The sequence below is a fragment of the Mesorhizobium sp. M5C.F.Cr.IN.023.01.1.1 genome (genome assembly GCF_003997585.1).
Lineage (GTDB): Bacteria > Pseudomonadota > Alphaproteobacteria > Rhizobiales > Rhizobiaceae > Mesorhizobium > Mesorhizobium wenxiniae.
The window spans coordinates 40,019-63,669 of the sequence record NZ_RZSU01000016.1; the positions used below are offsets into that span (position 1 = coordinate 40,019).

At 62.2% G+C, this 23,651-nt stretch carries 26 protein-coding genes; 16 read left to right on the plus strand and 10 right to left on the minus strand.

Translation table 11 applies throughout. The annotated features are described in order from the left end of the window. Positions 1-11: 11 nt before the first annotated feature. Entirely contained in the window at positions 12-1,298 is a 1,287-nt protein-coding gene (locus EOA78_RS09285) for a dihydroorotase (RefSeq protein WP_127314902.1), read from the minus strand. Continuing rightward, positions 1,295-2,257, minus strand: a complete 963-nt coding sequence (locus EOA78_RS09290; protein ID WP_127314903.1) for an aspartate carbamoyltransferase catalytic subunit — start codon at positions 2,255-2,257, stop codon at positions 1,295-1,297. The genes EOA78_RS09285 and EOA78_RS09290 overlap by 4 nt, the downstream gene beginning before the upstream one ends. A gap of 158 nt (positions 2,258-2,415) precedes the next feature. Here EOA78_RS09290 and EOA78_RS09295 point away from each other — a divergent pair, with 158 nt between their 5' ends. Then, a complete protein-coding gene (locus EOA78_RS09295; protein WP_127314904.1) occupies positions 2,416-4,044 on the plus strand; it encodes a DNA alkylation response protein in 1,629 nt (542 codons plus the stop codon). Here EOA78_RS09295 and EOA78_RS09300 read toward each other — a convergent pair. Continuing rightward, positions 4,026-4,964: an AEC family transporter gene (locus EOA78_RS09300; protein WP_127314905.1), complete on the minus strand. Its 939-nt coding sequence runs from the start codon at positions 4,962-4,964 to the stop codon at positions 4,026-4,028. The two genes, EOA78_RS09295 and EOA78_RS09300, sit on opposite strands and share 19 nt — an antisense overlap. 167 nt (positions 4,965-5,131) lie before the next feature. On the opposite strand from EOA78_RS09300, the gene EOA78_RS09305 reads away from it, so the two are divergent. Both EOA78_RS09305 and EOA78_RS09310 read left to right on the plus strand, forming a co-directional pair. Beyond that, positions 5,132-5,710 carry a hypothetical protein gene (locus EOA78_RS09305; protein WP_127314906.1) on the plus strand — a complete coding sequence of 193 codons (579 nt, stop codon included), beginning with the start codon at positions 5,132-5,134 and terminating at the stop codon, positions 5,708-5,710. Next, positions 5,710-6,021 (plus strand): DUF6105 family protein, encoded by a 312-nt coding sequence (locus EOA78_RS09310; protein ID WP_127314907.1) that lies wholly within the window; start codon positions 5,710-5,712, stop codon positions 6,019-6,021. Before EOA78_RS09305 ends, EOA78_RS09310 begins: the two co-directional genes overlap by 1 nt. Here EOA78_RS09310 and ruvX read toward each other — a convergent pair. Next, the gene (ruvX, locus tag EOA78_RS09315) at positions 5,988-6,473 is read right to left on the minus strand and encodes a Holliday junction resolvase RuvX (RefSeq protein WP_127314908.1); all 486 of its coding nucleotides are present in this window, start codon (positions 6,471-6,473) and stop codon (positions 5,988-5,990) included. The two genes, EOA78_RS09310 and ruvX, sit on opposite strands and share 34 nt — an antisense overlap. Before the next feature lie 101 nt (positions 6,474-6,574). Between ruvX and EOA78_RS09320 the strand changes: the two genes are divergently transcribed. The 6 genes from EOA78_RS09320 (at position 6,575) to EOA78_RS09345 (ending at position 10,987) form a co-directional block, all read left to right on the plus strand. Further along, entirely contained in the window at positions 6,575-7,282 is a 708-nt protein-coding gene (locus tag EOA78_RS09320) for a metal-dependent hydrolase (RefSeq protein ID WP_127314909.1), read from the plus strand. Positions 7,283-7,320: 38 nt separating this feature from the next. Next, entirely contained in the window at positions 7,321-7,737 is a 417-nt protein-coding gene (locus tag EOA78_RS09325; RefSeq protein ID WP_127314910.1) for a hypothetical protein, read from the plus strand. Positions 7,738-7,830: 93 nt separating this feature from the next. Continuing rightward, positions 7,831-8,118 carry an Asp-tRNA(Asn)/Glu-tRNA(Gln) amidotransferase subunit GatC gene (gatC, locus tag EOA78_RS09330; protein ID WP_127314911.1) on the plus strand — a complete coding sequence of 96 codons (288 nt, stop codon included), beginning with the start codon at positions 7,831-7,833 and terminating at the stop codon, positions 8,116-8,118. Positions 8,119-8,125: 7 nt separating this feature from the next. Further along, a complete protein-coding gene (locus EOA78_RS09335) occupies positions 8,126-8,584 on the plus strand; it encodes a GNAT family N-acetyltransferase (protein WP_127314912.1) in 459 nt (152 codons plus the stop codon). Next, on the plus strand, positions 8,584-10,149 hold the full coding sequence (locus tag EOA78_RS09340) for an amidase family protein (protein ID WP_127314913.1): 1,566 nt from the start codon (positions 8,584-8,586) through the stop codon (positions 10,147-10,149). Before EOA78_RS09335 ends, EOA78_RS09340 begins: the two co-directional genes overlap by 1 nt. Before the next feature lie 28 nt (positions 10,150-10,177). Next, positions 10,178-10,987, plus strand: coding sequence for a YdcF family protein (locus EOA78_RS09345; RefSeq protein ID WP_127314914.1), 810 nt, complete (start codon positions 10,178-10,180; stop codon positions 10,985-10,987). Here the strand turns inward: EOA78_RS09345 and EOA78_RS09350 are convergent. Next, positions 10,924-11,679 (minus strand): DUF599 domain-containing protein, encoded by a 756-nt coding sequence (locus EOA78_RS09350; RefSeq protein WP_127314915.1) that lies wholly within the window; start codon positions 11,677-11,679, stop codon positions 10,924-10,926. The two genes, EOA78_RS09345 and EOA78_RS09350, sit on opposite strands and share 64 nt — an antisense overlap. 161 nt (positions 11,680-11,840) lie before the next feature. On the opposite strand from EOA78_RS09350, the gene EOA78_RS09355 reads away from it, so the two are divergent. The 4 genes from EOA78_RS09355 (at position 11,841) to EOA78_RS09370 (ending at position 15,325) form a co-directional block, all read left to right on the plus strand. After that, positions 11,841-13,244: an L-serine ammonia-lyase gene (locus EOA78_RS09355; protein ID WP_127314916.1), complete on the plus strand. Its 1,404-nt coding sequence runs from the start codon at positions 11,841-11,843 to the stop codon at positions 13,242-13,244. A gap of 115 nt (positions 13,245-13,359) precedes the next feature. After that, positions 13,360-13,797 carry a DUF1489 family protein gene (locus EOA78_RS09360; protein WP_127314917.1) on the plus strand — a complete coding sequence of 146 codons (438 nt, stop codon included), beginning with the start codon at positions 13,360-13,362 and terminating at the stop codon, positions 13,795-13,797. A gap of 98 nt (positions 13,798-13,895) precedes the next feature. Next, entirely contained in the window at positions 13,896-14,627 is a 732-nt protein-coding gene (locus EOA78_RS09365) for a VWA domain-containing protein (RefSeq protein ID WP_164783687.1), read from the plus strand. After that, a complete protein-coding gene (locus EOA78_RS09370) occupies positions 14,627-15,325 on the plus strand; it encodes a DnaJ domain-containing protein (protein ID WP_127314919.1) in 699 nt (232 codons plus the stop codon). Before EOA78_RS09365 ends, EOA78_RS09370 begins: the two co-directional genes overlap by 1 nt. Positions 15,326-15,370: 45 nt before the next feature. Here the strand turns inward: EOA78_RS09370 and EOA78_RS09375 are convergent, their stop codons facing one another. Further along, positions 15,371-16,804, minus strand: coding sequence for a D-alanyl-D-alanine carboxypeptidase (locus tag EOA78_RS09375; RefSeq protein ID WP_127314920.1), 1,434 nt, complete (start codon positions 16,802-16,804; stop codon positions 15,371-15,373). A 317-nt stretch (positions 16,805-17,121) separates the two neighbouring features. Between EOA78_RS09375 and EOA78_RS09380 the strand changes: the two genes are divergently transcribed. The 3 genes from EOA78_RS09380 (at position 17,122) to clpA (ending at position 20,525) form a co-directional block, all read left to right on the plus strand. Further along, a complete protein-coding gene (locus EOA78_RS09380; RefSeq protein ID WP_029352797.1) occupies positions 17,122-17,451 on the plus strand; it encodes a phasin family protein in 330 nt (109 codons plus the stop codon). Between the two features lie 272 nt (positions 17,452-17,723). Continuing rightward, positions 17,724-18,050 (plus strand): ATP-dependent Clp protease adapter ClpS, encoded by a 327-nt coding sequence (gene clpS, locus EOA78_RS09385; protein WP_029352795.1) that lies wholly within the window; start codon positions 17,724-17,726, stop codon positions 18,048-18,050. Positions 18,051-18,056: 6 nt separating this feature from the next. Continuing rightward, positions 18,057-20,525, plus strand: coding sequence for an ATP-dependent Clp protease ATP-binding subunit ClpA (clpA, locus tag EOA78_RS09390; protein ID WP_127314921.1), 2,469 nt, complete (start codon positions 18,057-18,059; stop codon positions 20,523-20,525). 93 nt (positions 20,526-20,618) lie between these two features. On the opposite strand, the gene EOA78_RS09395 is transcribed toward clpA, so the two are convergent. From EOA78_RS09395 to EOA78_RS09410, 4 genes are all read right to left on the minus strand, one after another. After that, positions 20,619-21,050 carry an HIT family protein gene (locus EOA78_RS09395; RefSeq protein ID WP_127314922.1) on the minus strand — a complete coding sequence of 144 codons (432 nt, stop codon included), beginning with the start codon at positions 21,048-21,050 and terminating at the stop codon, positions 20,619-20,621. A gap of 129 nt (positions 21,051-21,179) precedes the next feature. After that, entirely contained in the window at positions 21,180-22,397 is a 1,218-nt protein-coding gene (locus EOA78_RS09400; RefSeq protein WP_127314923.1) for a GNAT family N-acetyltransferase, read from the minus strand. 42 nt (positions 22,398-22,439) lie between these two features. After that, positions 22,440-23,168 carry a glycerophosphodiester phosphodiesterase gene (locus tag EOA78_RS09405; protein WP_127314924.1) on the minus strand — a complete coding sequence of 243 codons (729 nt, stop codon included), beginning with the start codon at positions 23,166-23,168 and terminating at the stop codon, positions 22,440-22,442. 7 nt (positions 23,169-23,175) lie between these two features. After that, positions 23,176-23,640, minus strand: coding sequence for a RidA family protein (locus EOA78_RS09410; RefSeq protein WP_127314925.1), 465 nt, complete (start codon positions 23,638-23,640; stop codon positions 23,176-23,178). Positions 23,641-23,651 lie beyond the last annotated feature (11 nt).

A 23,651-nucleotide genomic window follows, 5' to 3' on the forward strand; every position in this document is an offset into this window, starting at 1 on the left:
CCAGATATGCCCTAGGCTGAAAACATTGTGCGGCCCGCCACCATCGTTTGCAAGACCTTGCCCTGCAGCCGCGCGCCTTCGAAACAGGTGTTTTTCGAGCGCGAACGGATACCGGCTTCGCTGACGATCCATGGCTCGTTGAGATCGACCAGCGCAAGATCGGCGATCGCGCCTGGCTTCAGCGTGCCGCCGGGCAGGCCGAACAGTCTTGCCGGCGCGGTGGACAAGGTCTCGACCAATCTAAGCAGCGTCACGTCGCCATTGTGATAAAGCCGCAGCGCCGCGCCCAGCAGCGTTTCCAGCCCGATCGCGCCGGCCGCGGCGTCGGCGAAGGGCAGGCGCTTGGTGTCGACATCCTGCGGGTCGTGCGAGGACACGATGAGGTCGATCGTGCCGTCCTTGACCGCCTCGATCATCGCCAGCCTGTCTTCCTCGGCGCGCAGCGGCGGCGTCAGCCGGAAGAAGGTGCGGTATTCGCCGACATCGTTCTCGTTGAGCGACAGATTGTGGATCGACACGCCTGCTGTGACATTCGCGCCGTCGGCTTTCGCCCGCGTTACCGCGTTTGCCGCCATGGCCGTCGAGATCTTGGCCGCGTGATAGGCGCCGCCGGTCAGCCGCGCCAGCGCAAGGTCACGCTCCAGCGGAATGGACTCGGCCTCGCGCGGAATGCCGGCGAGGCCGAGCCAGCTGGCATAGAGGCTTTCGTTCATGACGCCTGATGAGGCGAGGTCGGCGTCTTGGGTTTCATGTGCGATCACGCCGCCGAAGTCGCGCGCATAGGTCAGCGCGCGGCGCATCACCAGTGCGCTTGATATGGTGTGCCGCCCGTCAGTGAAGGCGACCGCGCCGGCCTCGCGCAGCAGGCCGAATTCGGTCATCTCGCGGCCTTCGAGGCCCTTGGTGATCGCCGCCGCCGGAAAGATGTTGACGATGGCCGTATCCTTGGCGGTGCGTAGCACGAATTCGACCAGCGCCACATTGTCGATCACCGGGTCGGTGTCGGGCATCATGACGATGGAAGTGACGCCGCCGGCCGCCGCCGCCAGGCTGGCCGAAGCGATGGTTTCGCGGTGCTCGCCGCCCGGTTCGCCGATGAAGACGCGCGCATCGATCAGGCCCGGGATGATTGCTTTGCCGCCGCAGTCGATGACGGTAGCATCTTGCGGAGCGCCCTGGTTCAAGGCCGACTTGCCGGCAGCCACGATCTTGCGGCCCTCGACAATGACGGTGCCGACCTCGTCAATGCCGCGCGACGGATCGACGATGCGGGCCCGGCTGAAGACCGTTGTGCTCATCGGGCAACTTCGCGGTTGCGACGGGGGTCGAGCAGCGCTTCCATCACTGCCATGCGCACGGCAACACCCATCTCCACCTGTTCCTGGATGACGCTCTGAGGACCGTCGGCGATTTCCGATGCGATCTCGACGCCGCGGTTCATCGGGCCGGGATGCATGACCAGAGCGCCGTCCTTGGCCGCCTTCAGCTTCTCGGCGTCGAGGCCGAAATAGTGGAAATACTCACGCACCGAAGGCACGAAGGCGCCTTCCATCCGCTCGCGCTGCAGCCGCAGCATCATCACCACATCCGCGTCCTTGAGCCCTTCGGCCATCGAACGGGTGACGACCACGCCCATTTTCTCGATGCCGGCGGGCAGAAGCGTCGACGGCGCCACGGCGCGGACCTGGGCGCCGAGCGCGTTGAGCAGTATGATGTTGGAACGCGCCACGCGCGAATGCAGGATGTCGCCACAGATCGCCACGATCAGCTTCGACAGCGGGCCCCTGGCGCGGCGGATGGTCAGCGCGTCGAGCAGCGCCTGCGTCGGGTGCTCATGGGCGCCGTCGCCGGCATTGATCACCGAGCAGCCGACCTTTTGCGCCAGTAGTGCGGCGGCACCCGCCGACTGGTGGCGGATGATCAATATGTCCGGGCGCATGGCGTTCAGCGTCATCGCCGTGTCGATCAGCGTCTCGCCCTTCTTCACCGAAGAGCTCGCCACCGACATGTTCATCACGTCGGCGCCTAGCCGTTTTCCGGCCAGCTCGAACGACGACTGCGTGCGGGTCGAGGCTTCGTAGAAGAGGTTGATCTGGGTGCGGCCGCGCAGCGTCGAGGTCTTCTTCTCCGACTGCCGAGAGATCGCGACCGCCCGGTCCGCCTTGTCCAGCAAAAGCTCGATGTCGGCGGGGGAAAGATCGCGGATGCCCAGAAGATGGCGGTGAGGATAGAGTGGCAGGGACGAAGCGTCGGTCATCTCAAGGCGCTGCTATAGGGTGGAGGACCTTTGGCTGCAAGCACCAGCTTTGGATTGCGGTCTTTCTCCCCGGTATTTTCGTCGCGCGCGTTGCGCGGCTTGGGCTATAAACCGCTACTGGCTTCGGATTCGTGGCCTTGTGATGATAAGGACAGTGCGTGACCGACGACGTGACGAACCAGCCGCCGCCGCTGGCAGGCGGCAACGCCTGGCGGGGCGATCCGTTGCTGATCCAGCTTGCCGAGCGTTTTTCCGATCCGGTGCGCAAAGATCTCGATGGGCTTGGCCGTTTCGTGCTGACGCACGAGGCGCAGGAACTGGCTCGCCTCGCCAATGTCGAGACGCCGAAGCTCAGGACCCATGACCGGCAGGGCCGGCGCATCGATCTGGTTGAGTTTCATCCAGCCTATCACGCACTGATGCGCCGGTCGGTGGCGAACGGTCTGCATTCGTCGGTCTGGGAAAATGGCGATGCCGAGATCGGCCGCCGTCATCAGGTGCGCGCCGCCCGTTTCTACCTGACGGCCGAGCTCGAAACCGGGCATCTCTGTCCCATCACCATGACCAGCGCATCGCTGGCAGCGCTGATGGCCAGCCCGAAACTGTTTCGCGAATGGGCGCCGCGGGTGACGACACGCAAATACGACCAGAGCCAAAAGCCTCCGGTCGAAAAGGCCGGGCTGACGCTCGGCATGGGCATGACCGAGAAGCAGGGCGGCACCGACGTCCGCGCCAACGTCACCAGGGCCGAGCGGGCCGCCAGCAGCTTCTATCGGCTGACCGGCCACAAATGGTTCATGTCAGCGCCAATGTCGGATGCGTTCCTGGTGCTTGGACAGGCGCCGGAAGGACTTTCGTGCTTTCTCGTTCCCCGCATTCTCGGCGACGGTTCGGGCAACGGCTTCCGCTTCCAGCGGCTGAAGGACAAGCTCGGCAACCGCTCCAACGCCTCGTCCGAAGTGGAGTTCGTCAACGCCATCGGCGAGATGGTCGGCGAGCCCGGGGCAGGCGTCAAAACGATCATGGACATGGTGACGCTGACCCGGCTCGACTGCGCGATCGCCTCGTCGGCGATCATGCGTGCCGGGCTGGCCGAGGCCGTCCACCACACCCGTCACCGCCAGGTGTTTGGAACCAATCTGATCGAGCAGCCGCTGATGCAGCGCGTGCTGGCCGACATGGCGCTCGACGTCGCCGCGGCCACCGCGCTGTCGTTCCGGCTGGCGCGCTCCTTCGACGAAGCGGCCGGCGACCGCGGCGAGGCAGCCTTCGCTCGCGCCATGACGCCGGTCGTAAAGTACTGGGTCTGCAAGATCGCACCACAGCTGCTCTACGAAGCGATGGAGTGCCTCGGCGGCAATGGCTATGTCGAGGAGGCGCCGCTCGCCCGCTACTATCGCGAAGCTCCGGTCAACGCGATCTGGGAGGGATCCGGCAACGTCATGGCGCTCGACGTGCTGCGCGTGCTGGGGCGTGCACCCGGCCTGTTCGAGGAGGTGCTGGCCGGCATCGATCGCGATCTCGGCGCAGGCGGACGCGGCACCGTCGGTGTACTCAAGGCGGCAATGCAGGTCGCGGCAACCGACGAGGGCTCGGCCCGCCTGCTCACCGAACAACTGGCGCTGTCGGCGGCAGCGGCAGAACTTCGCAGGCTGGGGGCAGGGCGGATCGCCGACGCCTTCGTCGAGACGCGCCTCGCCGGCCAGTGGCGCAACACCTATGGCATGCTCGATTCGCGCCATGACGCGCGCATGATCATCGACACGCTCTATCCGCCGACGAACTGAGCCGCGAACAGCAGTACAACCGGGATGGTCGCGAAGGAAGCAAGCGTCTGCAGCGTCGTAACCGTAGCGTAAAGCTCGGCGTCGCCGCCCATTTGCTTGGCCAGCACATAACCGTTCATGGCGGTCGGCACGGCGCCGCACAGGATGAGAAACAGCAATTCCTCGCCAGTGACGCCAAGTAAGAGCGAAATGGCCAGCAGCAGCGCCGGAAACACCACCAGCTTGACTGCAACCGGGACGAGAATAGCGATCCTGGGCTTGACCAGGCTGTCGAGCCTCAGGCCCGCACCAATGCCGACGAGGCCAAGCCCAAGCGCGGCCTGGCCGATCAGCTGAAGCGTCTTGTTGACCGGCGCAAAAAGTTCGAAGGGCAGTGCGCGTAACAGAAGACCGCCGGCAGCCGCGATCACCATTGGATTAGTCGCCATGCGGCGGATCAGCGTCGGCCAGTTGGCCATCCTGTCGGCGAAGCGTGTAACCACGAAAACCGTCACAAGATTGATCGGCAGGATGACGATCGCCATCACCAGCGCGACGACAGCCATTCCGGCGGGCGGAAACAATTTTTGGGCAATGGCCAGAGCCATGAAACCGTTCCAGCGGATCGACGTTTGGAAAATCGACGAGAATTCGGCCGCTCCGGCAAGACCGGCCTTGCGCAGAAACGGCCACAATGACAGCACGAATACAAACATCAGCGGCACGGTGATTGCCAGCGCCAGCATCATGGCATCCAGCTGCAGGCCGGTGAAATCGGCGTTTACGATCGTCACGAGAATCAGTGTCGGATAGAAGAACCAGTAGCCCAACTGGTCGATGCCGTGCCAGCCGGCCGGATCGATCACATCGACGTACCGAAGAATATTCCCGCACAGGATAAGCAGGAAGATCGGCAGGATACTTTCGAACGTGGCTTGCATGGAAGCGTCTCGGAGGGAGACCGTGCCATAGCAGGCATTGCCGGCATGTAAAGCGCCACGACCGGCGCTGGCGTGGGCCTGTGGACGACCGTTAACCTTAACAAATGGTTTCCATTGCGGTCGCAAGCCGCAAGGCCCACTGTCCTGTTTACGGAAGCAGGAACGCCATGCGGCATATATTGAGCTCCTTTCTGGCCTTGCACTGGGCGGTCGTTTTCGCCCTGCTGGCGTTCCTCTGCATCGACGGGAATCGCGGTGTTGCGGCAGCGCTTGGTGTGCTCGGCGTCGCCGTCCAGAACACCCGTTTCGCCGACCTCGAAAACGCCGTTGTCGTGGCACCGCTAGCCGTAGCGCTGCTGGTCGTAGCGGTGCTGTTCTGCTGGGCCTTTGTCGAGACTCTGTTTAGCGGTCCGACAAATCCGGACGCCACCGACAGCGTCGTGCGGGTGGCCTTCATCTCCGCCTCCGGCGTATTGTCGCTGATTGTCGTCGGCGGCGCCGCGCAAGGCATCAACGGGCTGTTCATGGTTGTCGCGGTGCAACTGGCGGCGCTGCTGGCGTCCTATGTCGCTATGCTCGCAGAGCGGCGGTCGGCCCTTGGCGCAGCGGTTCCGGGCACGGGTAAAATCCGGGCCGCCGCGCATGTAATGGCAAAAGCGGCGGCGCACAACTCGGCGCTCTCGCGCATCTCCGGCCGGCTGGCCACGAACTTGAGGCCGGACACGAATTTGAGGGATGGCCGCTGATGCGTACCTTGTTCGCGCTATGGGCGGCGCCGCTCGCCCTGTTCTGGGGCTGGTTCTTCCTGTCGCTCAACGACATCAATTTCGGATATGTCATGCTGAGCCGCCAATTGCATGACCTCGTCTTCCAGCTTTATGGGGAGATGCTCGGCATTGATCCGGCGCTCATTCCCGGCATGGTGGCAAAGGCCTGCATCTTCGACAGTCTGCTGCTCATGGCATTTTGGGCGTTCCGACGCCGCCGGGTGATCGGCGGCTGGATCAGGATAATGCGCGACCGCTATTTCGGCCAGGCATCGACGCCGAGCGCCTGAAGCCGGTCGAGAACGCCCTGCAGAATAAAGGCCGCCGCGGCCGAATCGATCTTGCCGGCGCGTTTGCGGCGCGAAAAATCCATCTCGATCAACGTCCGCTCAGCCGCCACCGTCGACAGTCGCTCGTCCCACAAAACGAAGGGCAGGTCGGTCACACCAGCCATGTTGCGGGCGAAGGCGCGGGATTTCTGGGCGCGCGGGCCTTCCGACCCGTCCATGTTGATCGGCAGGCCGAGCACCACGGCGCCGACATTCTCTTTGTGCAGCAAGGCGAGCAGCACAGCTGCATCCAGCGAGAATTTCCTGCGCATGATGACCGGACGCGGATGGGCGAAGGCAAAGCCCCTGTCGGAAACCGCCACGCCGATGGTCTTGTCGCCGAGGTCGAGCCCGGCCAGCGTCTTGCCGCCGCTGAGCCGCGCCGGCAACTCTTCGATGGTGATGATGCTCAACGGCCTTCCTTGGACCACACGCCGCGAAGGGACGCTGTGGGACTTTAATTTCACTGCCGGCGTTCTATCCTTGGGCGAAGCAAAAATCGAGGAAAGCATTTATGAAACTGACCTGGTACGGACATTCCGCATTCCGCATCGAAACCACCGACGCGAAAATCCTCATCGATCCCTATCTGATCGGCAATCCGTCATGGACGAGCGGCTGGGAAGGACCGGCGGAAGGGGTCACGCATGTTCTATTGACCCATGGCCATAGCGATCACATCAGCGGTGCGCTCGAAGTGCTTGGGAAAAGCGGCGCTATGCTGGTCGCCAATTTCGAGGTCTGCATGTACCTGGTCGGCAGGGGCGCCAGCGACAAGAAGATCAATCCCGGCAATATCGGCGGCACGATCGATTGCGGCGGGTTCACCACCACCTTCGTCCTGGCGCTGCATTCATCGTCGTTCCCGGGTGACAATGGCCAGAACACCTATCTCGGCAATCCAAGCGGCCTCGTCCTGCATTTTCCGGAAGACAAGACGCTCTATCACATGGGCGACACCGACATCTTTTCCGACATGGCGCTGATCAACGAATTACATGAGCCGAAGATCGGCATCGTTCCGATCGGCGACCGCTTTACCATGGGTGGCGCGGTGGCAGCCCTTGCCTGCCGCCGATTCTTTCAGTTCGAGACGGTCATTCCCAGTCACTTCGGCACGTTCCCGATCATCGACCAGACCGCCGACAAGTTTGTCGCAGGGTTGGAGGGATCCGGCGTGAAGGTGGCGTTGCCGGAGATCGGTGGGACGATTAGCTTGTAGAACATGCTAGGTATAAGACGCTAAAAGGGAGCGAAAACATGATTTTGAGGGGCTTTCTTTGCATTTCTATTCTCTCTGTGGCGTCCGCCGCTCCCGCCGCGGAGGACTTCATCGAAGGCGTCTATCTCCAGTCCGAGGATCTTTGTGCGCAGGCCAAGAAGGACACACTGGAAGCGCTGATCGACGCCGGCAACATCGTGCTCTCGGCGCGTGGCCTGCAAAGCGTCGAATACGATTGCGAGTTCCTTCAGATCACCAAGGCGACGCTCTCGCCGAGCTGGGCGGTGACAGCCATATGTCAGGAACCGGGCCACGTCTTTCCGGACGTTCTCTCCGTAACGCAATTGAGCCCGAAGCAGATCGATCTGGTTTCGGTCCGGCCTGCGGAAGACGAAAGCGAGGCGAGCGGCAACAGCGGCAGCTATTTCCTCTGCGACGGTGTGGCCCTGCCATAGACCTTCTGCCTGAGTTGTCGGCACGATGCATGTTGCGCGGCACGCGCCGCGCCGCTATAGCGCGGACTGGTTTTCCAGAGGCACAAAACAACCATGTCCGTTGATCTTCAGACTGTGAAGCGCGTCGCGCGTCTCGCCCGTATTGCGGTGAGCGAGGAGGATGCCGAGCGCATGACCGGCGAGTTGAACGCCATTCTGGGTTTTGTCGAGCAATTGAACGAGGTCGACGTCTCCGGTGTCGAGCCGATGACTTCGGTGATTCCGATGGAAATGAAGAAGCGCCCGGACGTCGTCACCGACGGCAGCAAGGCGGTCGACATCGTCGCCAACGCACCGGCCACCGAAGAGAATTTCTTCCTCGTTCCGAAGGTGGTGGAGTAGCGGGCCGATGGCAATCGAGATCGCCATCGAAATGTCGCTGCAGGACGATGTGCGCGGGCTGGTTAAGGAGCTCAACGACACGCTGCTGGAACTGACGCCGCCGGAGCACTGCTATCACATGACCGTCGAACAGATGGCCGACAACGACACAACTGTCTTCATCGCTCGCGACAACGGCCTTGCCATCGGTTGCGGCGCGCTGAAGCGCCATGATGGCACCGTCGGCGAGGTCAAGCGCATGTACACGCGGCCTTCGCATCGTGGACAGAAGATCGGCGCCAGGATCGTCGAGCGGATCGAAGCGCTGGCGCGCAATGAAGGGCTGAAGCGTTTGGTGCTGGAAACCGGCGACCGCCATCCGGCAGCGTGGACCGTCTATGAAAGCGCCGGATTTTCGCGCTGCGGCCCGGTGCTGAACTATCCCGATACCGAGTGGTCGGTGTTTTACGAAAAGAGCCTTGCCTGATGAGCGACCTGACCCACCTGACGATTTCGCAGGCCCGCACCAAGCTGCGCGCCAAGGAAATCACCGCAACCGAGATCACTGAAGCCTATCTCCAGGCGATCGAGCGGGCCAATCCGACGCTCAACGCCTATGTCGTCGTTACCGACGACAAAGCGCGCGACATGGCCAAGGCCTCGGACGCGAAGCTGGCGAAGGGCGAGGGCGGGTCGCTCGAAGGCATTCCGCTCGGGATCAAAGACCTGTTCGGCACCGAAGGCATCCACACCCAGGCCTGCAGCCATGTTCTGGACGGGTTCAAGCCGCACTACGAATCGACCGTCACTGCCAATCTGTGGGCCGACGGCGCCGTCATGCTCGGCAAGCTCAACATGGACGAGTTCGCCATGGGCTCCTCCAACGAGACCTCCTACTACGGCCCTGTCGTCAATCCGTGGCGGCGTTCGCGCCTCGACACGGTGGTGATGCCGACCACGCATCAGGGGGATGGCGGTTTCGTCTCGGCCGGCGGCACCAGGACCGCGCGCACGCTTGACAACGCCCAACTCGTGCCAGGCGGCTCGTCGGGTGGCTCGGCCTCCGCCGTTTCGGCGCTCCTATGTGCCGGCGCCACCGCCACCGACACCGGCGGCTCGATCCGCCAGCCTGCCGCCTTCACCGGCACGGTCGGCATCAAGCCGACCTACGGCCGCTGCTCGCGCTGGGGTACTGTCGCCTTTGCTTCGTCGCTCGACCAGGCCGGACCGATCGCGCGCGATGTGCGTGACGCCGCGATCCTCTTGAAATCGATGGCCTCGGTCGATCCGAAGGACACCACCTCGGTCGACCGGCCGGTGCAGGATTACGAAGCGGCGATCGGCAAGCCGATCAAGGGCATGAAGGTCGGCATCCCCAGGGAATACCGCGTCGACGGCATGCCCGACGAGATCGAGGCGCTGTGGCAGAAAGGCATTGCCTGGCTGAAAGATGCCGGCGCCGAGATCGTCGACATTTCGCTTCCGCATACTAAATATGCGCTGCCGGCCTATTACATCGTCGCGCCCGCCGAAGCCTCTTCGAACCTGGCCCGCTATGACGGCGTCCGCTATGGGTTGCGCGTGCCGGGCAAGGACATCGTCGACATGTACGAGAAGACCCGCGCCGCCGGCTTCGGCCGCGAGGTCAAGCGCCGCATCATGATCGGCACCTACGTCCTCTCCGCCGGCTACTACGATGCCTACTATCTGCAGGCGCAGAAGGTGCGGAGTCTCATCAAGCGGGATTTCGAAAATGCATTCACGGCCGGCGTCGATGTCATCCTGACACCGGCAACGCCGTCGGCGGCCTTCGGCATCGCCGACGAGGACATGGCCGCCGATCCGGTCAAGATGTACCTCAACGACATCTTTACGGTGACGGTGAACATGGCTGGACTGCCGGGCATCGCCGTGCCCGCAGGGCTAGACGCCAAGGGCCTGCCGCTCGGCCTGCAGCTCATCGGCCGGCCCTTCGACGAGGAAACTTTGTTCCAGACCGCCCATGTCATCGAACAGGCGGCGGGTACGTTCCAGCCGGAAAAGTGGTGGTAGTGTCCTCTCCCATCTGAAGGGGTGAGGGATGTTCTACTATCTTTCCAAGGTATTTTGGCTCCTCGTCCAGCCGTTGAATCTGGCGATCATCCTGTTGTTGGTCGCGTTGCTTTCTGCCTTGGTCGGGCGCGGAAAGCTGTTTGCCACCGGCAGCGGGCTGGCCTTTCTCATCCTCGCCCTCTCGACCTGGACCTCGCTCGGCGCACTGATGCTCAACCCGCTGGAAGAGCGCTTTCCGCGCCCGCCGCTGCCGGAAAAGGTCGATGGCATCGTCGTGCTCGGAGGCGGCATGGAGGGCGCCGTCAATTTCGCGCGTGGCGGCTATGAACTGAGTGCCAGCGGCGATCGGATGGTCGCGGCGGCCGTGCTGGCACGGCATTTTCCGACAGCGAAAGTCGTCATCTCAGGGGGCACTATCGCAATGATCGGCGAAGGCGAGGGCGATGCAGAGACGGCGCCGCGTCCGTTCGCCGCACTTGGTGTGACGGCCGATAGGCTGATCCTCGAGAACAGATCCCGCAACACATACGAGAACGCCGTCTTCACCCGCGAACTGGTCACCCCGAAACCGGGCGAGACCTGGTTGCTGGTGACCTCGGCCTTCCACATGCCGCGCGCCAAGGCGCTGTTCGACAAGGCCGGCTTTGCCGCCCTTCCCTGGCCGGTCGATTACCGCACCTCCGGCAAGGAAGGCATCGGCCTGTTCCGCGACGATCCCTTCGGTTCGCTGCAGACCACCAGCACGGCGGTCCGCGAATGGATCGGGCTCGTCGCCTACTGGCTGTCGGGCCGCATCGATCGGCTTTTCCCTGGACCGGGTGTTGGTTCGGGCGGCTGACCGATCACGGCTTGCCGCGCCGCCGAGAAGAACTGGCGACGCACCAGGACCGCCAGCAATAGCAGCGTCGACAGCACGAACACTTTTGGGTCGACGAACCAGCCGAGATAACCGATCGAGAAAAACACGCCGCGCAGGCCGGAATTGAAGTGTTTCCCGGCCAGCATGTTCATGCGCGCCGCACGCCATACCGCCGTCTCGCTAACCGGGTTACGTGAAGCCTCGCCATGCGGAATCGGCACAGCTCCGATCAGGATCGAGCAGTAGTTGAACAGCCGGTAGGCCCAGCCGAACTTGAAGAAGGAGTAAGCCAGGATCAGCACCAATCCGAACACCTTCATCTGAAAAGCGGTGCGGGACGATGTCGCGCCGAGCGGCAGGTTACTCAGCACCGAAATAACCTGATCGGAGGCGCCGAGCAGCGCAAAACAGCCGCCGATCGCAATCAGTGAACTGGAGGCGAAGAAGGCGGTTCCCTGTTGAAGGCCTGCCATGATGGCGGTGTCGACAATGCGGATCTCGCGTTCGGCCATGGTCCGCATCCAGGCTTCGCGCTGAGCGTTCATCGCCGTCGTCAGTGACATGCGGCTGACCAGCTTTCCGTCGGAGGCGAGCGTATGCAGCACCCATACGAAAAGGAAGAAGGCCAGCGCCACGAGGTCTGCCGTCGACAAATGGAAAGAATCGCCCATGCGACCCTTTTACCACACGCCGTGGCGCCGCTTCGATGGCGGAACGCAACGATGTCGCTGCCGGAGCAAACAAGGTCGGCAGGTGCAGCGCCGCGATCTTCGAAAGAGCGGAAACATCACAGGAATTCCTATATGTAAATTCCAATAGGAGAGAGCGGCGCGTGTTCCTTTCGGTTTTCGACCTGTTCAAGATCGGGATTGGACCATCGAGTTCGCACACGATGGGACCGATGACGGCTGCGCGGCGTTTTCTCGACGAGGTCGCGGGAGATGACTGGCCACGCCCGGCCGGCGCCAAGGTCGACCGCGTCGCCGCCAGCCTGCACGGCTCGCTTGCCTATACCGGCGTCGGCCATGGTTCAGATCGCGCCGTCGTGCTCGGGCTTGCCGGCCAGACGCCGCAGACGGTGGACCCCGATCAGGCGGACAGCATCGTCGACCGTATCGCCGCCGACAAGCGGATATCGCCGCCCGGCCACCCGTCCTATCGCTTCGACCCGGCCACGGATCTGGTGCTGGACCGCAAAACGCCGCTACCCGGTCACGCCAACGGCATGGCTTTCTCCGCCTATGATGCCGACGACCGCCTACTGCTCAAGCGCATCTATTATTCGATCGGCGGCGGCTTCGTGGTTTCCGAGGAAGAATTGCAGCGGATGAAGGTGAAGGGCTCGGTGACGACGGAAGGCAAGAAGGTTCCATACCCCTTCAAGAACGCCGTCGAGATGCTGTCGATGGCGGCGAAAAGCGGCCTTTCCATCGCCGACATGAAGCGCGTCAACGAAGAGACGCAGATGCCGCGCGAGGAACTCGACGCCGGCCTCGACGGCATCTGGAGCGCCATGAAGAGCTGCATCGAGCGTGGCCTGTCGCAGGACGGCATCATGCCGGGCGGGCTGAAGGTGCGCCGACGCGCGCGGCAATTGCATGACAAGCTGCAGGAGCAGTGGCGGCAGAACCGGCCCAATCCGCTGCTCGCCAACGACTGGCTGTCGATCTATGCCATGGCGGTGAATGAGGAGAACGCCGCCGGCGGGCGCGTCGTCACCGCGCCGACCAATGGTGCTGCAGGCACGCTGCCCGCGGTGCTGCGCTACTGGCTGCATTTCCATCCCGAGGCCGACCAGCCAAGCATCCGCGATTTCCTGCTGACCGCGGCAGCGATCGGCGGCATCATCAAGACCAACGCTTCGATCTCGGGCGCCGAAGTCGGCTGCCAGGGCGAGGTCGGTTCGGCCTCGGCGATGGCGGCGGCGGGGCTGTGCGCCGTGATGGGCGGCACGCCCGAGCAGGTCGAGAACGCCGCCGAGATCGCGCTTGAACATCATCTCGGCATGACCTGCGATCCGGTCGGCGGGCTGGTGCAGGTGCCTTGCATCGAGCGTAACGCACTCGGCGCCGTCAAGGCGGTGACTGCTGCTTCGCTGGCCATCAAGGGCGACGGCGTTCACTTCGTGCCGCTCGATGCCGCGATCGAGACCATGCGCCAGACCGGCCTCGACATGAACGAGAAATACAAGGAAACCAGCCTCGGCGGACTGGCCGTCAATATCGTGGAATGCTGAGCCAACCTTTGCACTGGGGATTGGCACTGTGGAGAACAGCACTGCGAAGACTGGCACTGTGGAGAAAGTCGGCCAGACCGTTGACGCCCTCGCGCGCCGGACTAAACCTTAATCCATGTCCCTCAATCTCATAAAGCTCTGCGTTGGCTGCGACAGCGTCGAAGATCTCGAAGAGTGGATCGCCTTCCGCCTCGACGAACGGCAGCGCGCCGGTGAACCGGTCGAGCATTACCACACCACCCGCATGATGCCGACGCGCGGCGCCGAGGTCACCGATGGCGGTTCCCTCTACTGGGTGATCAAGGGCAATGTGCAATGCCGCCAGTTGATCACGGAAATCCGTCCTTTCACCGATGACGAGGGCATCGGCCGCTGTCATCTGATGCTCGATCCCGCGGTGGTGCGCACCGAATGGCAGCCGCGCCGCGCCTTTCAAGGCTGGCGCTACCTGAAACCGTCGGACGCGCCGGCCGATCTCGGCAAGGGTAAAGCGGGATTGGTCAAGATGCCGCCGAAACTCAGGCGCGAGCTTGCCGATCTCGGCCTTCTCTAGGAAGGTCCCCCAAATTCAAAGCTGCCGGGATAGCTGACCCTCCAGGTCGCCTCATGCTGGGCTTGCAAGCGGCGCAACAACGCCACATCTTGAATGTCATGAGCGACAAGAAGCAGCCCGTGCCCGCAAAGGCCAATCCTGCGCCGGTCGAGTCCCAATCGAGCACTGGCGAGATCGACGCCTTTATCCGTCAGGCAAGGACGCTCGCTGCGTCCGCGACCGGTTCTGGCAGGCTGATCCTCTCGCTCGACGCGACGATGAGCCGCCAGCCGACCTGGGACCTTGCCTGTGCGCTGCAGGGCGAGATGTTCGACGCCGTCGGCAAGGCCGGAGCGCTGAAGGTTCAATTGGTTTATTTTCGTGGTCTTGGCGAGTGCCGCTCATCTGCATTCGTCACCGATACGGACGCGCTGAAGCAGCTGATGACGCGGATCGAATGCCGCAGCGGCCACACCCAGATCGGCAAGGTTCTCGCCCATGCGCTGAAACAGACGGTGGCGGCCAAGGTGAATGCGCTGGTCTATATCGGCGACGCGATGGAAGAAAACATAGACGATCTGGCCGAAAAGGCCGGCAGCCTCGGCCTGCACGGCGTTCCTGTGTTCGTCTTTCAGGAGGGCCATGATGCCGGCGCAGAAAAGGCATTTAAGGAGATTGCGCGGCTGTCCAAAGGTGCTTGGTTCCGATTTGATCGGCGGGCCGCCGCAACCTTGGCCAGCCTGCTTTCGGCGGTCGCCGTGTTTGCAACCGGCGGGCTGAAGGCACTGGAGGCCAGGGGCAGGCCGGAAGACCGGTTGATGATCGAGCATCTGCGGAGCGGCAGGAAATAATGGGCGCGATTATCGCATTCGTGGCGTTGCTTTTGGTGCTGCTCGGCGTGGCCACGATCTTTCTCCGCGCCGACCCCGCGAGACTCGCAAGCGGGATGAGGACACTTGGGCCCGTCCTGCTGGCGCTGATCGGCGTCGCCGTGCTTCTGGTCGGACGCGAAGGTATCGGCGGCTTGATCCTATCGACGGCGCTCGCCTGGTATGGCTCCATGCGGATGAAGCGGCCGACGGCGAAACTGGAGCCGGGCAAGCATTCGACGGTGCGCACCGCTGCACTCGAAATGGAGCTTGATCACGATACCGGCAATCTGGAGGGGCTCGTGCTCGCCGGCCGCCATGAAGGCAAGATGCTTGGCACGATGAGCCTTGCGGAATTGCAGCAACTTTATCGCGAACTTCCCGGCGACCCGGAGAGCCGCCAGTTGCTAGAGACGTATCTTGACGGCAGATTTCCCATCTGGCGCAAAGACGCTGAGGCGGATGGTGGCGACGGGCTGGGTGTTTCGCCAGGTTCGGGCGCCATGACTAAGGAGGAGGCCTACAAGATCCTTGGTCTTGAAGCGGGGGCCGCCGCGGCGGATGTCCGCAAGGCGCACCGCCGCCTGATGCAGCGCCTGCACCCCGATATCGGCGGCACGTCTTTTCTGGCGGCGCGGATCAATGAAGCCAAGGACGTCTTGCTCTCCAATCACAACTAGTCTCCTTCGACGCAGAATTTTTCCGGGAGATGTTTTCGACGCCGCCTACTGCTGGATGGCGTAGCACTCGATTTTCTTTTTCTTCAGGGCGTTGCAGGCTTTCCAGGCAGCAGTCTTCGAACCAAAGCCGAACCGGGCGCGGTAATAGGTGACGCCGTCCTTTTCGAAGGCGACGGTGAAGCCTGTGGCATCGGCGAGGATCGAAGGCGCCTGCTTGCTCGTCTCGTCCAGGAGAGCCTGGGCTTCGGATTGTTTTGGCGAAGAGGCGACCTGGACTGCCCAGCCTGACGGCACCGATGCCGTGTTGACGGGATCGACCGCCGCCGGTTCGGCGTAAGCTGCTGCGACCCTTGCCGTCGCCACATCGTCCGCCGTGGCCGCGGCCACTGTGTTGACCTTCCTGGTCTGAACGACGGGCCTGGTCTGAACGACGGGCCTGGTCTGGACGACGGGGGTGGCTTCTTCAACGGCGGGCTCGGTTTCCTCAACAAGCGAGGCAATGGCATCATCGTCCGGGGCATCGTCGTCCGGCCGGCTGTCCGGCGTCGGCGCGTCGCGCTTGGGCAGGAACACTTTTGCCAGGGCGCTGATCGGGTTGCCGCTGCCGGCCTTGGCGACCAGCATGCCGCTGCCGCGCGACGACGCTTTCGGCATGTAGGTGTTGATCAATGCGGCCATCTGGTTGTCGCGGCTGCCGCCGGATTTCCCGCCTATCACCACCGCGACAATGCGGCGATCGCCGTCGTCGACCGAGGAAACGAGATTGTAGCCGGAGGCGCGGGTGTAACCGGTCTTGATACCGTCGACGCCCTTGATGCGCCCAAGCAGGCGGTTATGGCCGTTGATACGCCTCCGGCCGTAGAGAAAGGAACGCTGCGAGAAATAGCCGTAATACTGAGGAAAATGTTCCCGCAGCGCGATGCCGAGCACCGCCATGTCGCGCGCGGTCGTGAATTGACCGGGGTTTGGCAAGCCGTGGGCGTTGCGGAAAACGGTCCCCTTCATGCCCAGCGCCCGCGCCTTGGCTGTCATCATGTGGGCGAAATTGGCTTCATTGCCGCCGAGAAGCTCGCCGAGCGCCGTTGCCGAGTCGTTTGCCGACTTGGTCACCATCGACAGGATCGCGGTCTCGACCGTGATCGCGCCGCCCCGTCTGACGCCGAGTTTCGTCGGCGGTTCAGCAGCAGCATTGGCCGAAAAGACGACCCGGGAGTTCTTGCTGATCTTGCCGTTCGCCATGGCCTCAAAGGCCAGGTAAAGCGTCATCATCTTGGTGAGTGAGGCCGGATAGCGCCGACCATCGGCATTCGAAGAATAAAGTACCTTGCCGGTCTTGGCATCGATGACGATGGCCGCCGACCTCGCTGCCATGGACGAAGCAGCGTCGGCAAAGACGAATGTCATCGCCAATGCGAGGATCATGATCGTTTTCAAAGAGGACGCGGATTTGGAGAGAATGCCCGACAACGCCTGACGCACCGATGGTTCCTTTGAATTTTTTGTTGCTGGAGGCGGCAAAGGTCCTGCCTCACTTCGAGCCAAACTATCGCGGCCAGCGTTACCAATCCGTTTATGGTAACCATCGTGTTCACCATTTTCTTCGGACTTGAGCTTCCCTTTATTCGAATTTTAGCCATTGCCGGTGGCTGGGCCTGCACGCCGGGCCGGTCGCCTGGAACCGCGCTCGGCGAAACATTGACTTTTTGTGCAGTGCACAATATATAACTTGCATGGCACAACGCGGCCCCGGACAGGGCGCGTCCACCGTTCAACGGCAACTGTCAAGGGAGCGTGAAATGACCCAGACCTATGAAGATTTCAGCAAATACGGCAAGGAGTTTGCCGACACCGGCTTGAAGAGCTTCGCATCCCTTTCCAAGGGTGCGCAGGCCATCGCCACCGAGGCGGGCGAGTACACCAAGAAAAGCTTCGAGGCCGGCAGCGCAGCAGCCGAGAAACTTTTGTCGGCCAAGTCGCTGGAGAAGGCGATCGAGATCCAGTCCGATTTTGCCAAGCAGTCGTACGAAGCCTTCGTCGCCGAAGCGACCAAGATAGGCGATCTTTATGCCGAACTCGCCAAAGAAGCCTACAAGCCGTTCGAATCAATCGTCGCAAAAGCGAAATAATCTCGCTATAATGTGAAGATGGCCCTCGGGCCTGCAAGACAGACCCGGTCGCGAACGCGCGGCCGGGTTTTTTCATGGCAATTTGAAATCAGGGGCTCTGCCGCCTTCACGATTTCGAAAATCGGCCAAGTTTGGCCACCTAGCCATATTGTCAGCTAAACAGAAGGGCTTAAAATCGTTCATCGAAGACCTACATGTCGAACTTGCATGGGTATTCGAAAAGGCAGGGCTACGTGACGATTGGTTTGACTGCCACGAGAGATGTGGTGCGGATGCAAAACGGCAACGACGGCAATGAGGCCGGTCGCGGCACGGCTGTCATCACGCGCACCAAAACCAAGACCAAAAAGCCTAGCCTTTATCGGGTCCTCATTCTCAACGACGACTATACGCCCATGGAATTCGTGGTTCACGTACTGGAGCGTTTTTTCCAGAAGGACCGTGAAGCCGCCACACGCATCATGCTACATGTTCACAATCATGGAGTGGGCGAGTGCGGGGTCTATACATTCGAGGTGGCCGAGACCAAAGTGTCTCAGGTCATGGATTTCGCCCGACAGAATCAGCATCCGCTGCAATGCGTGATGGAGAAGAAGTGAGGTAACATGCCGGCTTTCTCCCAAGGCCTGGAAAAGGCGCTTCACCAGGCGCTGACGCTCGCCAATGAGCGGCACCACGAATACGCAACCCTTGAACATTTGCTGCTCGCTCTCATCGACGACACCGAGGCGGCCGCGGTCATGCGCGCCTGCAACGTCGATCTCGACGAGCTGAAGCACACGGTTCTCACCTATATCGACACCGAACTCGACAATCTCGTCACCGGCTACGACGAGGATTCCAAGCCGACGGCAGGTTTCCAGCGCGTCATCCAGCGCGCGGTGATCCATGTGCAGTCGTCCGGCCGCGAGGAAGTCTCCGGCGCCAACGTGCTCGTTGCGATCTTCGCCGAGCGTGAGAGCCATGCCGCCTATTTCCTGCAGGAACAGCAGATGACCCGCTACGACGCGGTCAACTACATTTCGCATGGCATCGCCAAGCGCCCCGGGGCATCCGAGACGCGGTCGCCGCGCGGCGCCGACGACGAGCAGGGCGGCCAGAGCGGCGCCGAGCCGCAAGAGGACGGCGGCAAGAAAAAGCAGCAGCAGGACGCGCTGACCGCCTATTGCATCAATCTGAACAACAAGGCCAAGGCCGGCAAGATCGATCCGCTGATCGGCCGCGAGTCCGAGATCAACCGCACCATCCAGGTGCTGTGCCGCCGCTCCAAGAACAATCCGCTCTATGTCGGCGACCCCGGCGTTGGCAAGACGGCGATCGCCGAAGGCCTTGCCAAGCGCATCGTCGAGGGTGACGTGCCGGAAGTGCTGCACAACGCCACCATCTTTGCGCTCGACATGGGAACATTGCTGGCCGGCACCCGCTATCGCGGCGATTTCGAGGAGCGGCTGAAGCAGGTCGTCAAGGAACTCGAGGATTATCCGGGCGCGGTTCTGTTCATCGACGAGATCCACACCGTGATCGGGGCAGGGGCAACGTCGGGGGGCGCCATGGATGCGTCGAACCTGTTGAAGCCGGCGCTGTCGTCCGGAACCATCCGCTGCATCGGCTCGACCACCTACAAGGAGTTCCGCCAGTTTTTCGAGAAGGACCGCGCTTTGGTGCGGCGCTTCCAGAAGATCGACGTCAACGAGCCGACCGTCGAGGACGCCATCGAGATCATGAAGGGCCTGAAGCCGTATTTCGAGGAGTTCCACAAGGTTCGCTACACGGCTGAGGCGATCAAGGCTTCGGTCGAACTGTCGGCGCGCTACATCAACGACCGCAAGCTGCCGGACAAGGCAATCGACGTGATCGACGAGACCGGCGCCTCGCAGATGCTGGTGCCGGAGGCCAAGCGAAAGAAGACTATCGGCATCAAGGAGATCGAAGCGACGATCGCCACCATCGCCCGCATTCCGCCGAAGACGGTTTCCGCCGACGACGAGAAGGTGCTGGCCGGTCTCGACGTTGAGTTGAAACGTGTCGTCTACGGTCAGGACACCGCGATCACGGCGTTGACCTCGGCGATCAAACTGGCGCGGGCCGGCCTGCGCGAACCGGAGAAGCCGATCGGCTCCTACCTGTTCTCGGGACCGACCGGCGTCGGCAAGACCGAAGTGGCAAAGCAGCTCGCCGCCTCGCTCGGTGTCGAGCTGATCCGCTTCGACATGTCGGAATATATGGAACGCCACACCGTCTCGCGGCTGATCGGCGCGCCTCCCGGCTATGTCGGCTTCGACCAGGGCGGCCTGTTGACCGACGGCGTCGACCAGCATCCGCATTGCGTGCTGTTGCTGGACGAGGTCGAGAAGGCGCATCCGGACCTGTTCAACATCCTGCTGCAGGTCATGGACCACGGCAAGCTGACCGACCACAACGGCAAGCAGATCGACTTCCGCAACGTCATCCTGATCATGACCACCAATGCGGGCGCCTCGGATGCGCAACGCGCGGCGATCGGGTTCGGCTCGACCAAGCGCGAAGGCGACGATATCGAGGCGATCAACCGGCTGTTCACGCCGGAATTCCGCAACCGTCTCGATGCGATCATCCCGTTCGGCTCGCTGCCGGTTCCGGTCGTCCACCAGGTGGTGCAGAAGTTCGTCATGCAGCTCGAGGCCCAGCTCTCCGAGCGTGGCGTCACCTTCGACCTGTCGCAGGAAGCGATCGCCTGGCTGGCCGAGAAGGGCTACGACGAGCGCATGGGAGCACGGCCGCTCGGCCGCGTCATCCAGGAGCACATCAAGAAGCCGCTGGCCGACGAGGTGCTGTTCGGTAAGCTCAAGAAGGGCGGCACGGTGCGTGTCACCGTCGAGAAGAAGGAGACCGGCGAGACCGGCCTGAAGCTCGAGTCGCTCGCCGACGAGGCGCCGGTCAAGCCGAAGAAGGAAGAACCGGACGACACGCCGAAACTCAAGAAAGCTGCCAGCAAGAAGCCCGTCGCGAAAAAGGCGATCGCGCAGAAGGCGGAGCCCAAGGGCAAGGATGGCGGCAAGCGCAGCTTGGTGCCGCAACTGCCCCGCAAAGGGTGATGGCCTGAAAGCTAAAAAAAGCCCCGGAAACGGGGCTTTTTTATTGGAAAAAGAGGTAGTGGATGCTGGAAGCGTTGTGCGCGACGCCCGGCTTCAGCTTCCCAGCGCCATTCGTATCTTGCCGGCGTTCTCGGCCAACACTTCCGGCTTCTCCATCTGCCCGCTATGCGGCTTCAAAGGAATGCCCTCGAAGCGTGGAATGATGTGAACGTGGAGGTGAAAGACGGTCTGGCCCGACGCAGGCTCGTTGAACTGCATGACTGTGACACCATCGGCATCGAAGGCCTTTTTTACTGCCCGCGCTACTTTCTGGACATTTGCGAAGAGCGGGCCGAATACTGCCGGGTCCGCGTCAAGCAGGTTGCGCGACTGCGCCTTCGGCACAACCAGCGTATGACCCGGCCCTTGCGGCATTACATCCATGAAGGCAACGACGGCGTCATCTTCATAGACGCGATGCGACGGGATTTCACCGCGCAGGATTTTCGCGAAGATATTGCTGCTGTCGTAGATGGTTTCGGCCATGGCGTGCGCTCCGGATTGTGCCTTGCTCTACCGCATCGACCCGAAAATCGGAATCGATTTTCGGAAAGTACGATGCGGAGATTCAAAGTGTTAGAGCATGCTTTGTGCGTCCAATTGGACGCCGCCGCCCTAATCGTTCGCCATATCCTTGCGGAACGGCGTGTGCTCTTCAAGATAGTCGCCCATCCGCTCCACTTCGCGCCGCTCGCGCCTGAGATAGTCGGCGACCGCGTTGCGCAAGCCGGGATGCGCGATGTAATGCGCCGAATGCATGGTCACCGGCCTATAGCCGCGCGCCAGCTTGTGCTCGCCTTGCGCGCCGGCTTCGACCACTTTCAGCTTACGGTCGATCGCGAAGTCGATCGCCTGGTGATAGCAGACCTCGAAATGCAGGAACGGATGGTCTTCGATGCAGCCCCAGTTGCGGCCGTAGAGCGCATCGGAACCGATGAAATTGATGGCGCCGGCAATGTAGCGTCCATTGCGCTTGGCCATCACCAGGAGGATGTCGTCGGCCATGCGCTCGCCGATCATCGAGAAAAACTCGCGGTTGAGGTAGGGCCGCCCCCATTTCCTGCCGCCGGTATCCATGTAGAAGGCAAAGAAGTCGTCCCAGATCCTTTCGGTGAGATCCCTGCCGGTCAGCCAGTCGATCGAGATGCCGTGTGCGAGCGCCTCGCGCCGCTCTTTCTTCATGGCCTTGCGCTTGCGCGACGCCAGAGTGGCGAGAAAATTGTCGTAGGTCGAAAAACCTTCGTTGAAGAAGTGGAACTGCTGGTCGGTGCGGTGCAGGAAACCCGCCGCTTCCAGCGCCCCGACATCCTTCTGCTGCGCGAAGGTTACGTGCGCGGAAGAAATGCCGAGCTTGTCCGTCACCGCCTTCAGGCCCGCTGCCAAGCCGGCTTTAACGGCGCGACTGTCCTCGCCCTTGTTGACCAGCAGGCGAGGACCGGTGACCGGCGTGAACGGCACGGCGCATTGCAGTTTTGGGTAGTAACGCCCGCCGGCGCGCTCGAACGCGTCGGACCAGCCGTGATCGAAAACATACTCGCCCTGGCTGTGCGATTTCAGGTAGCAGGGAACGGCACCGAGCAGTTTTCCCTGCGCCGTCTCCAGCCTGAGATGATGGCCCTGCCAGCCGGTGCGCCGCACGGCGCAGCCCGAATCCTCAAGCGCGCTCAGAAAAGCGAACGAAACGAGGGGGTTGTAGCCGTTTTCTGTATCGGCGCGTGCGGTACCGCCGAGGCCATCCCATTCCGCGCAGGTGAAGGCTCCGATGCCGGAGGCAACCCGGATTGCATACGCTCCATTCGCCGTTTGCCCGTCGCCTTCATCGCCTTGATCCATGAGGCTTATTTAAGCTCCGTGCCGGTCCATGCAAGCTCGGTTTCAAGCGACCTGTACAAGATCGGGTTCGAATCCTTCGAAAGTCATTTGGTCGGCATATCTAAAGGTTAGGTCGACCGCCGGTTGGTCGAGCACGGTCCAGGTGATGACCGGCATTTTGAGCCTTTCGCGCACGAAACTGACAAACCGGTTCGGCAGGTCACCGGCGGCGTAGGAGGTGAAGGCGATGTCGTGCGCCAGCATGGCGAAATGCGCCTCGATCAGCTTGTCGTCCTTGCCATAGGCGGTCAGTCCGCCCGGAATGCCGGGCGCGTGTTTCGGGAAATCGCGGATCAGCCAGTGGTCGAACGACATGATCGCTGCCTTGCCCTTGTATCGCTTGAGCATCTTGCCGACGCTTTCCACCAGCCCTTCGTCCCGGCCGGGAACCCCTTTCAGCTCGACGACCATCGGCACACGACCATCGACCAGGTCGAGTGCCTGCTGCAGAGTCGGCAGATGGTCTGTTGTGCCGCCAACCCTGAGTGCCGTCATCTCCGCCGCTGTTCGCTGCCAGACGAAGCCATCCTGGCCGGTCAGCCGCTTCAGATCGCCATCGTGAATGACGACCGGGATGCGATCAGACGACAGATGCACGTCGCATTCGATCGCATAGCCGCGTTCAGCTGCCGCGGCAAAGGCGGAAAGCGTGTTCTCCCACCGCGTCTTATTCATGTCGTGGAGGCCGCGATGGGCAACGGGTCGGGCGGTCAGCCAGGAAAGATCGGTCATGACTGGCTCATTCGACTTCGAAGATGGCTTCGATTTCCACTGCGGCATTAAGCGGCAGGGAGGCGGCGCCGACGGCGGAGCGGGCATGTTTGCCGTGATCGCCGAGCACTGCAACCAGAAAATCCGAGGCGCCGTTGGCAACCAGGTGCTGTTCGACAAAATCCGGCGCCGAGGCGACGAAGACGGTGATCTTCACCAGGCGGCGGATTTTTTCGAGATCGCCAAGGGCTGCCTTGGCCTGCGCCAATATGTTGATTGCGCAGTATTTTGCCGCTTCCTTGCCGCTTGCGGTGTCGACATCGCGGCCGAGCAGCCCGCTCGCCTGCAGCTTGCCCTCGCTGAGCGGCAGCTGCCCGGCGGTGAACAGCAGATTGCCTGACCTGGAATAGGGCACGTAGTTGGCGGCGGGCGCGGCGGCGACCGGAAGCCTCACGCCGAGATCGCTTAGCCGCTTTTCGATTGTTTCACTCATGGTATTTCCCT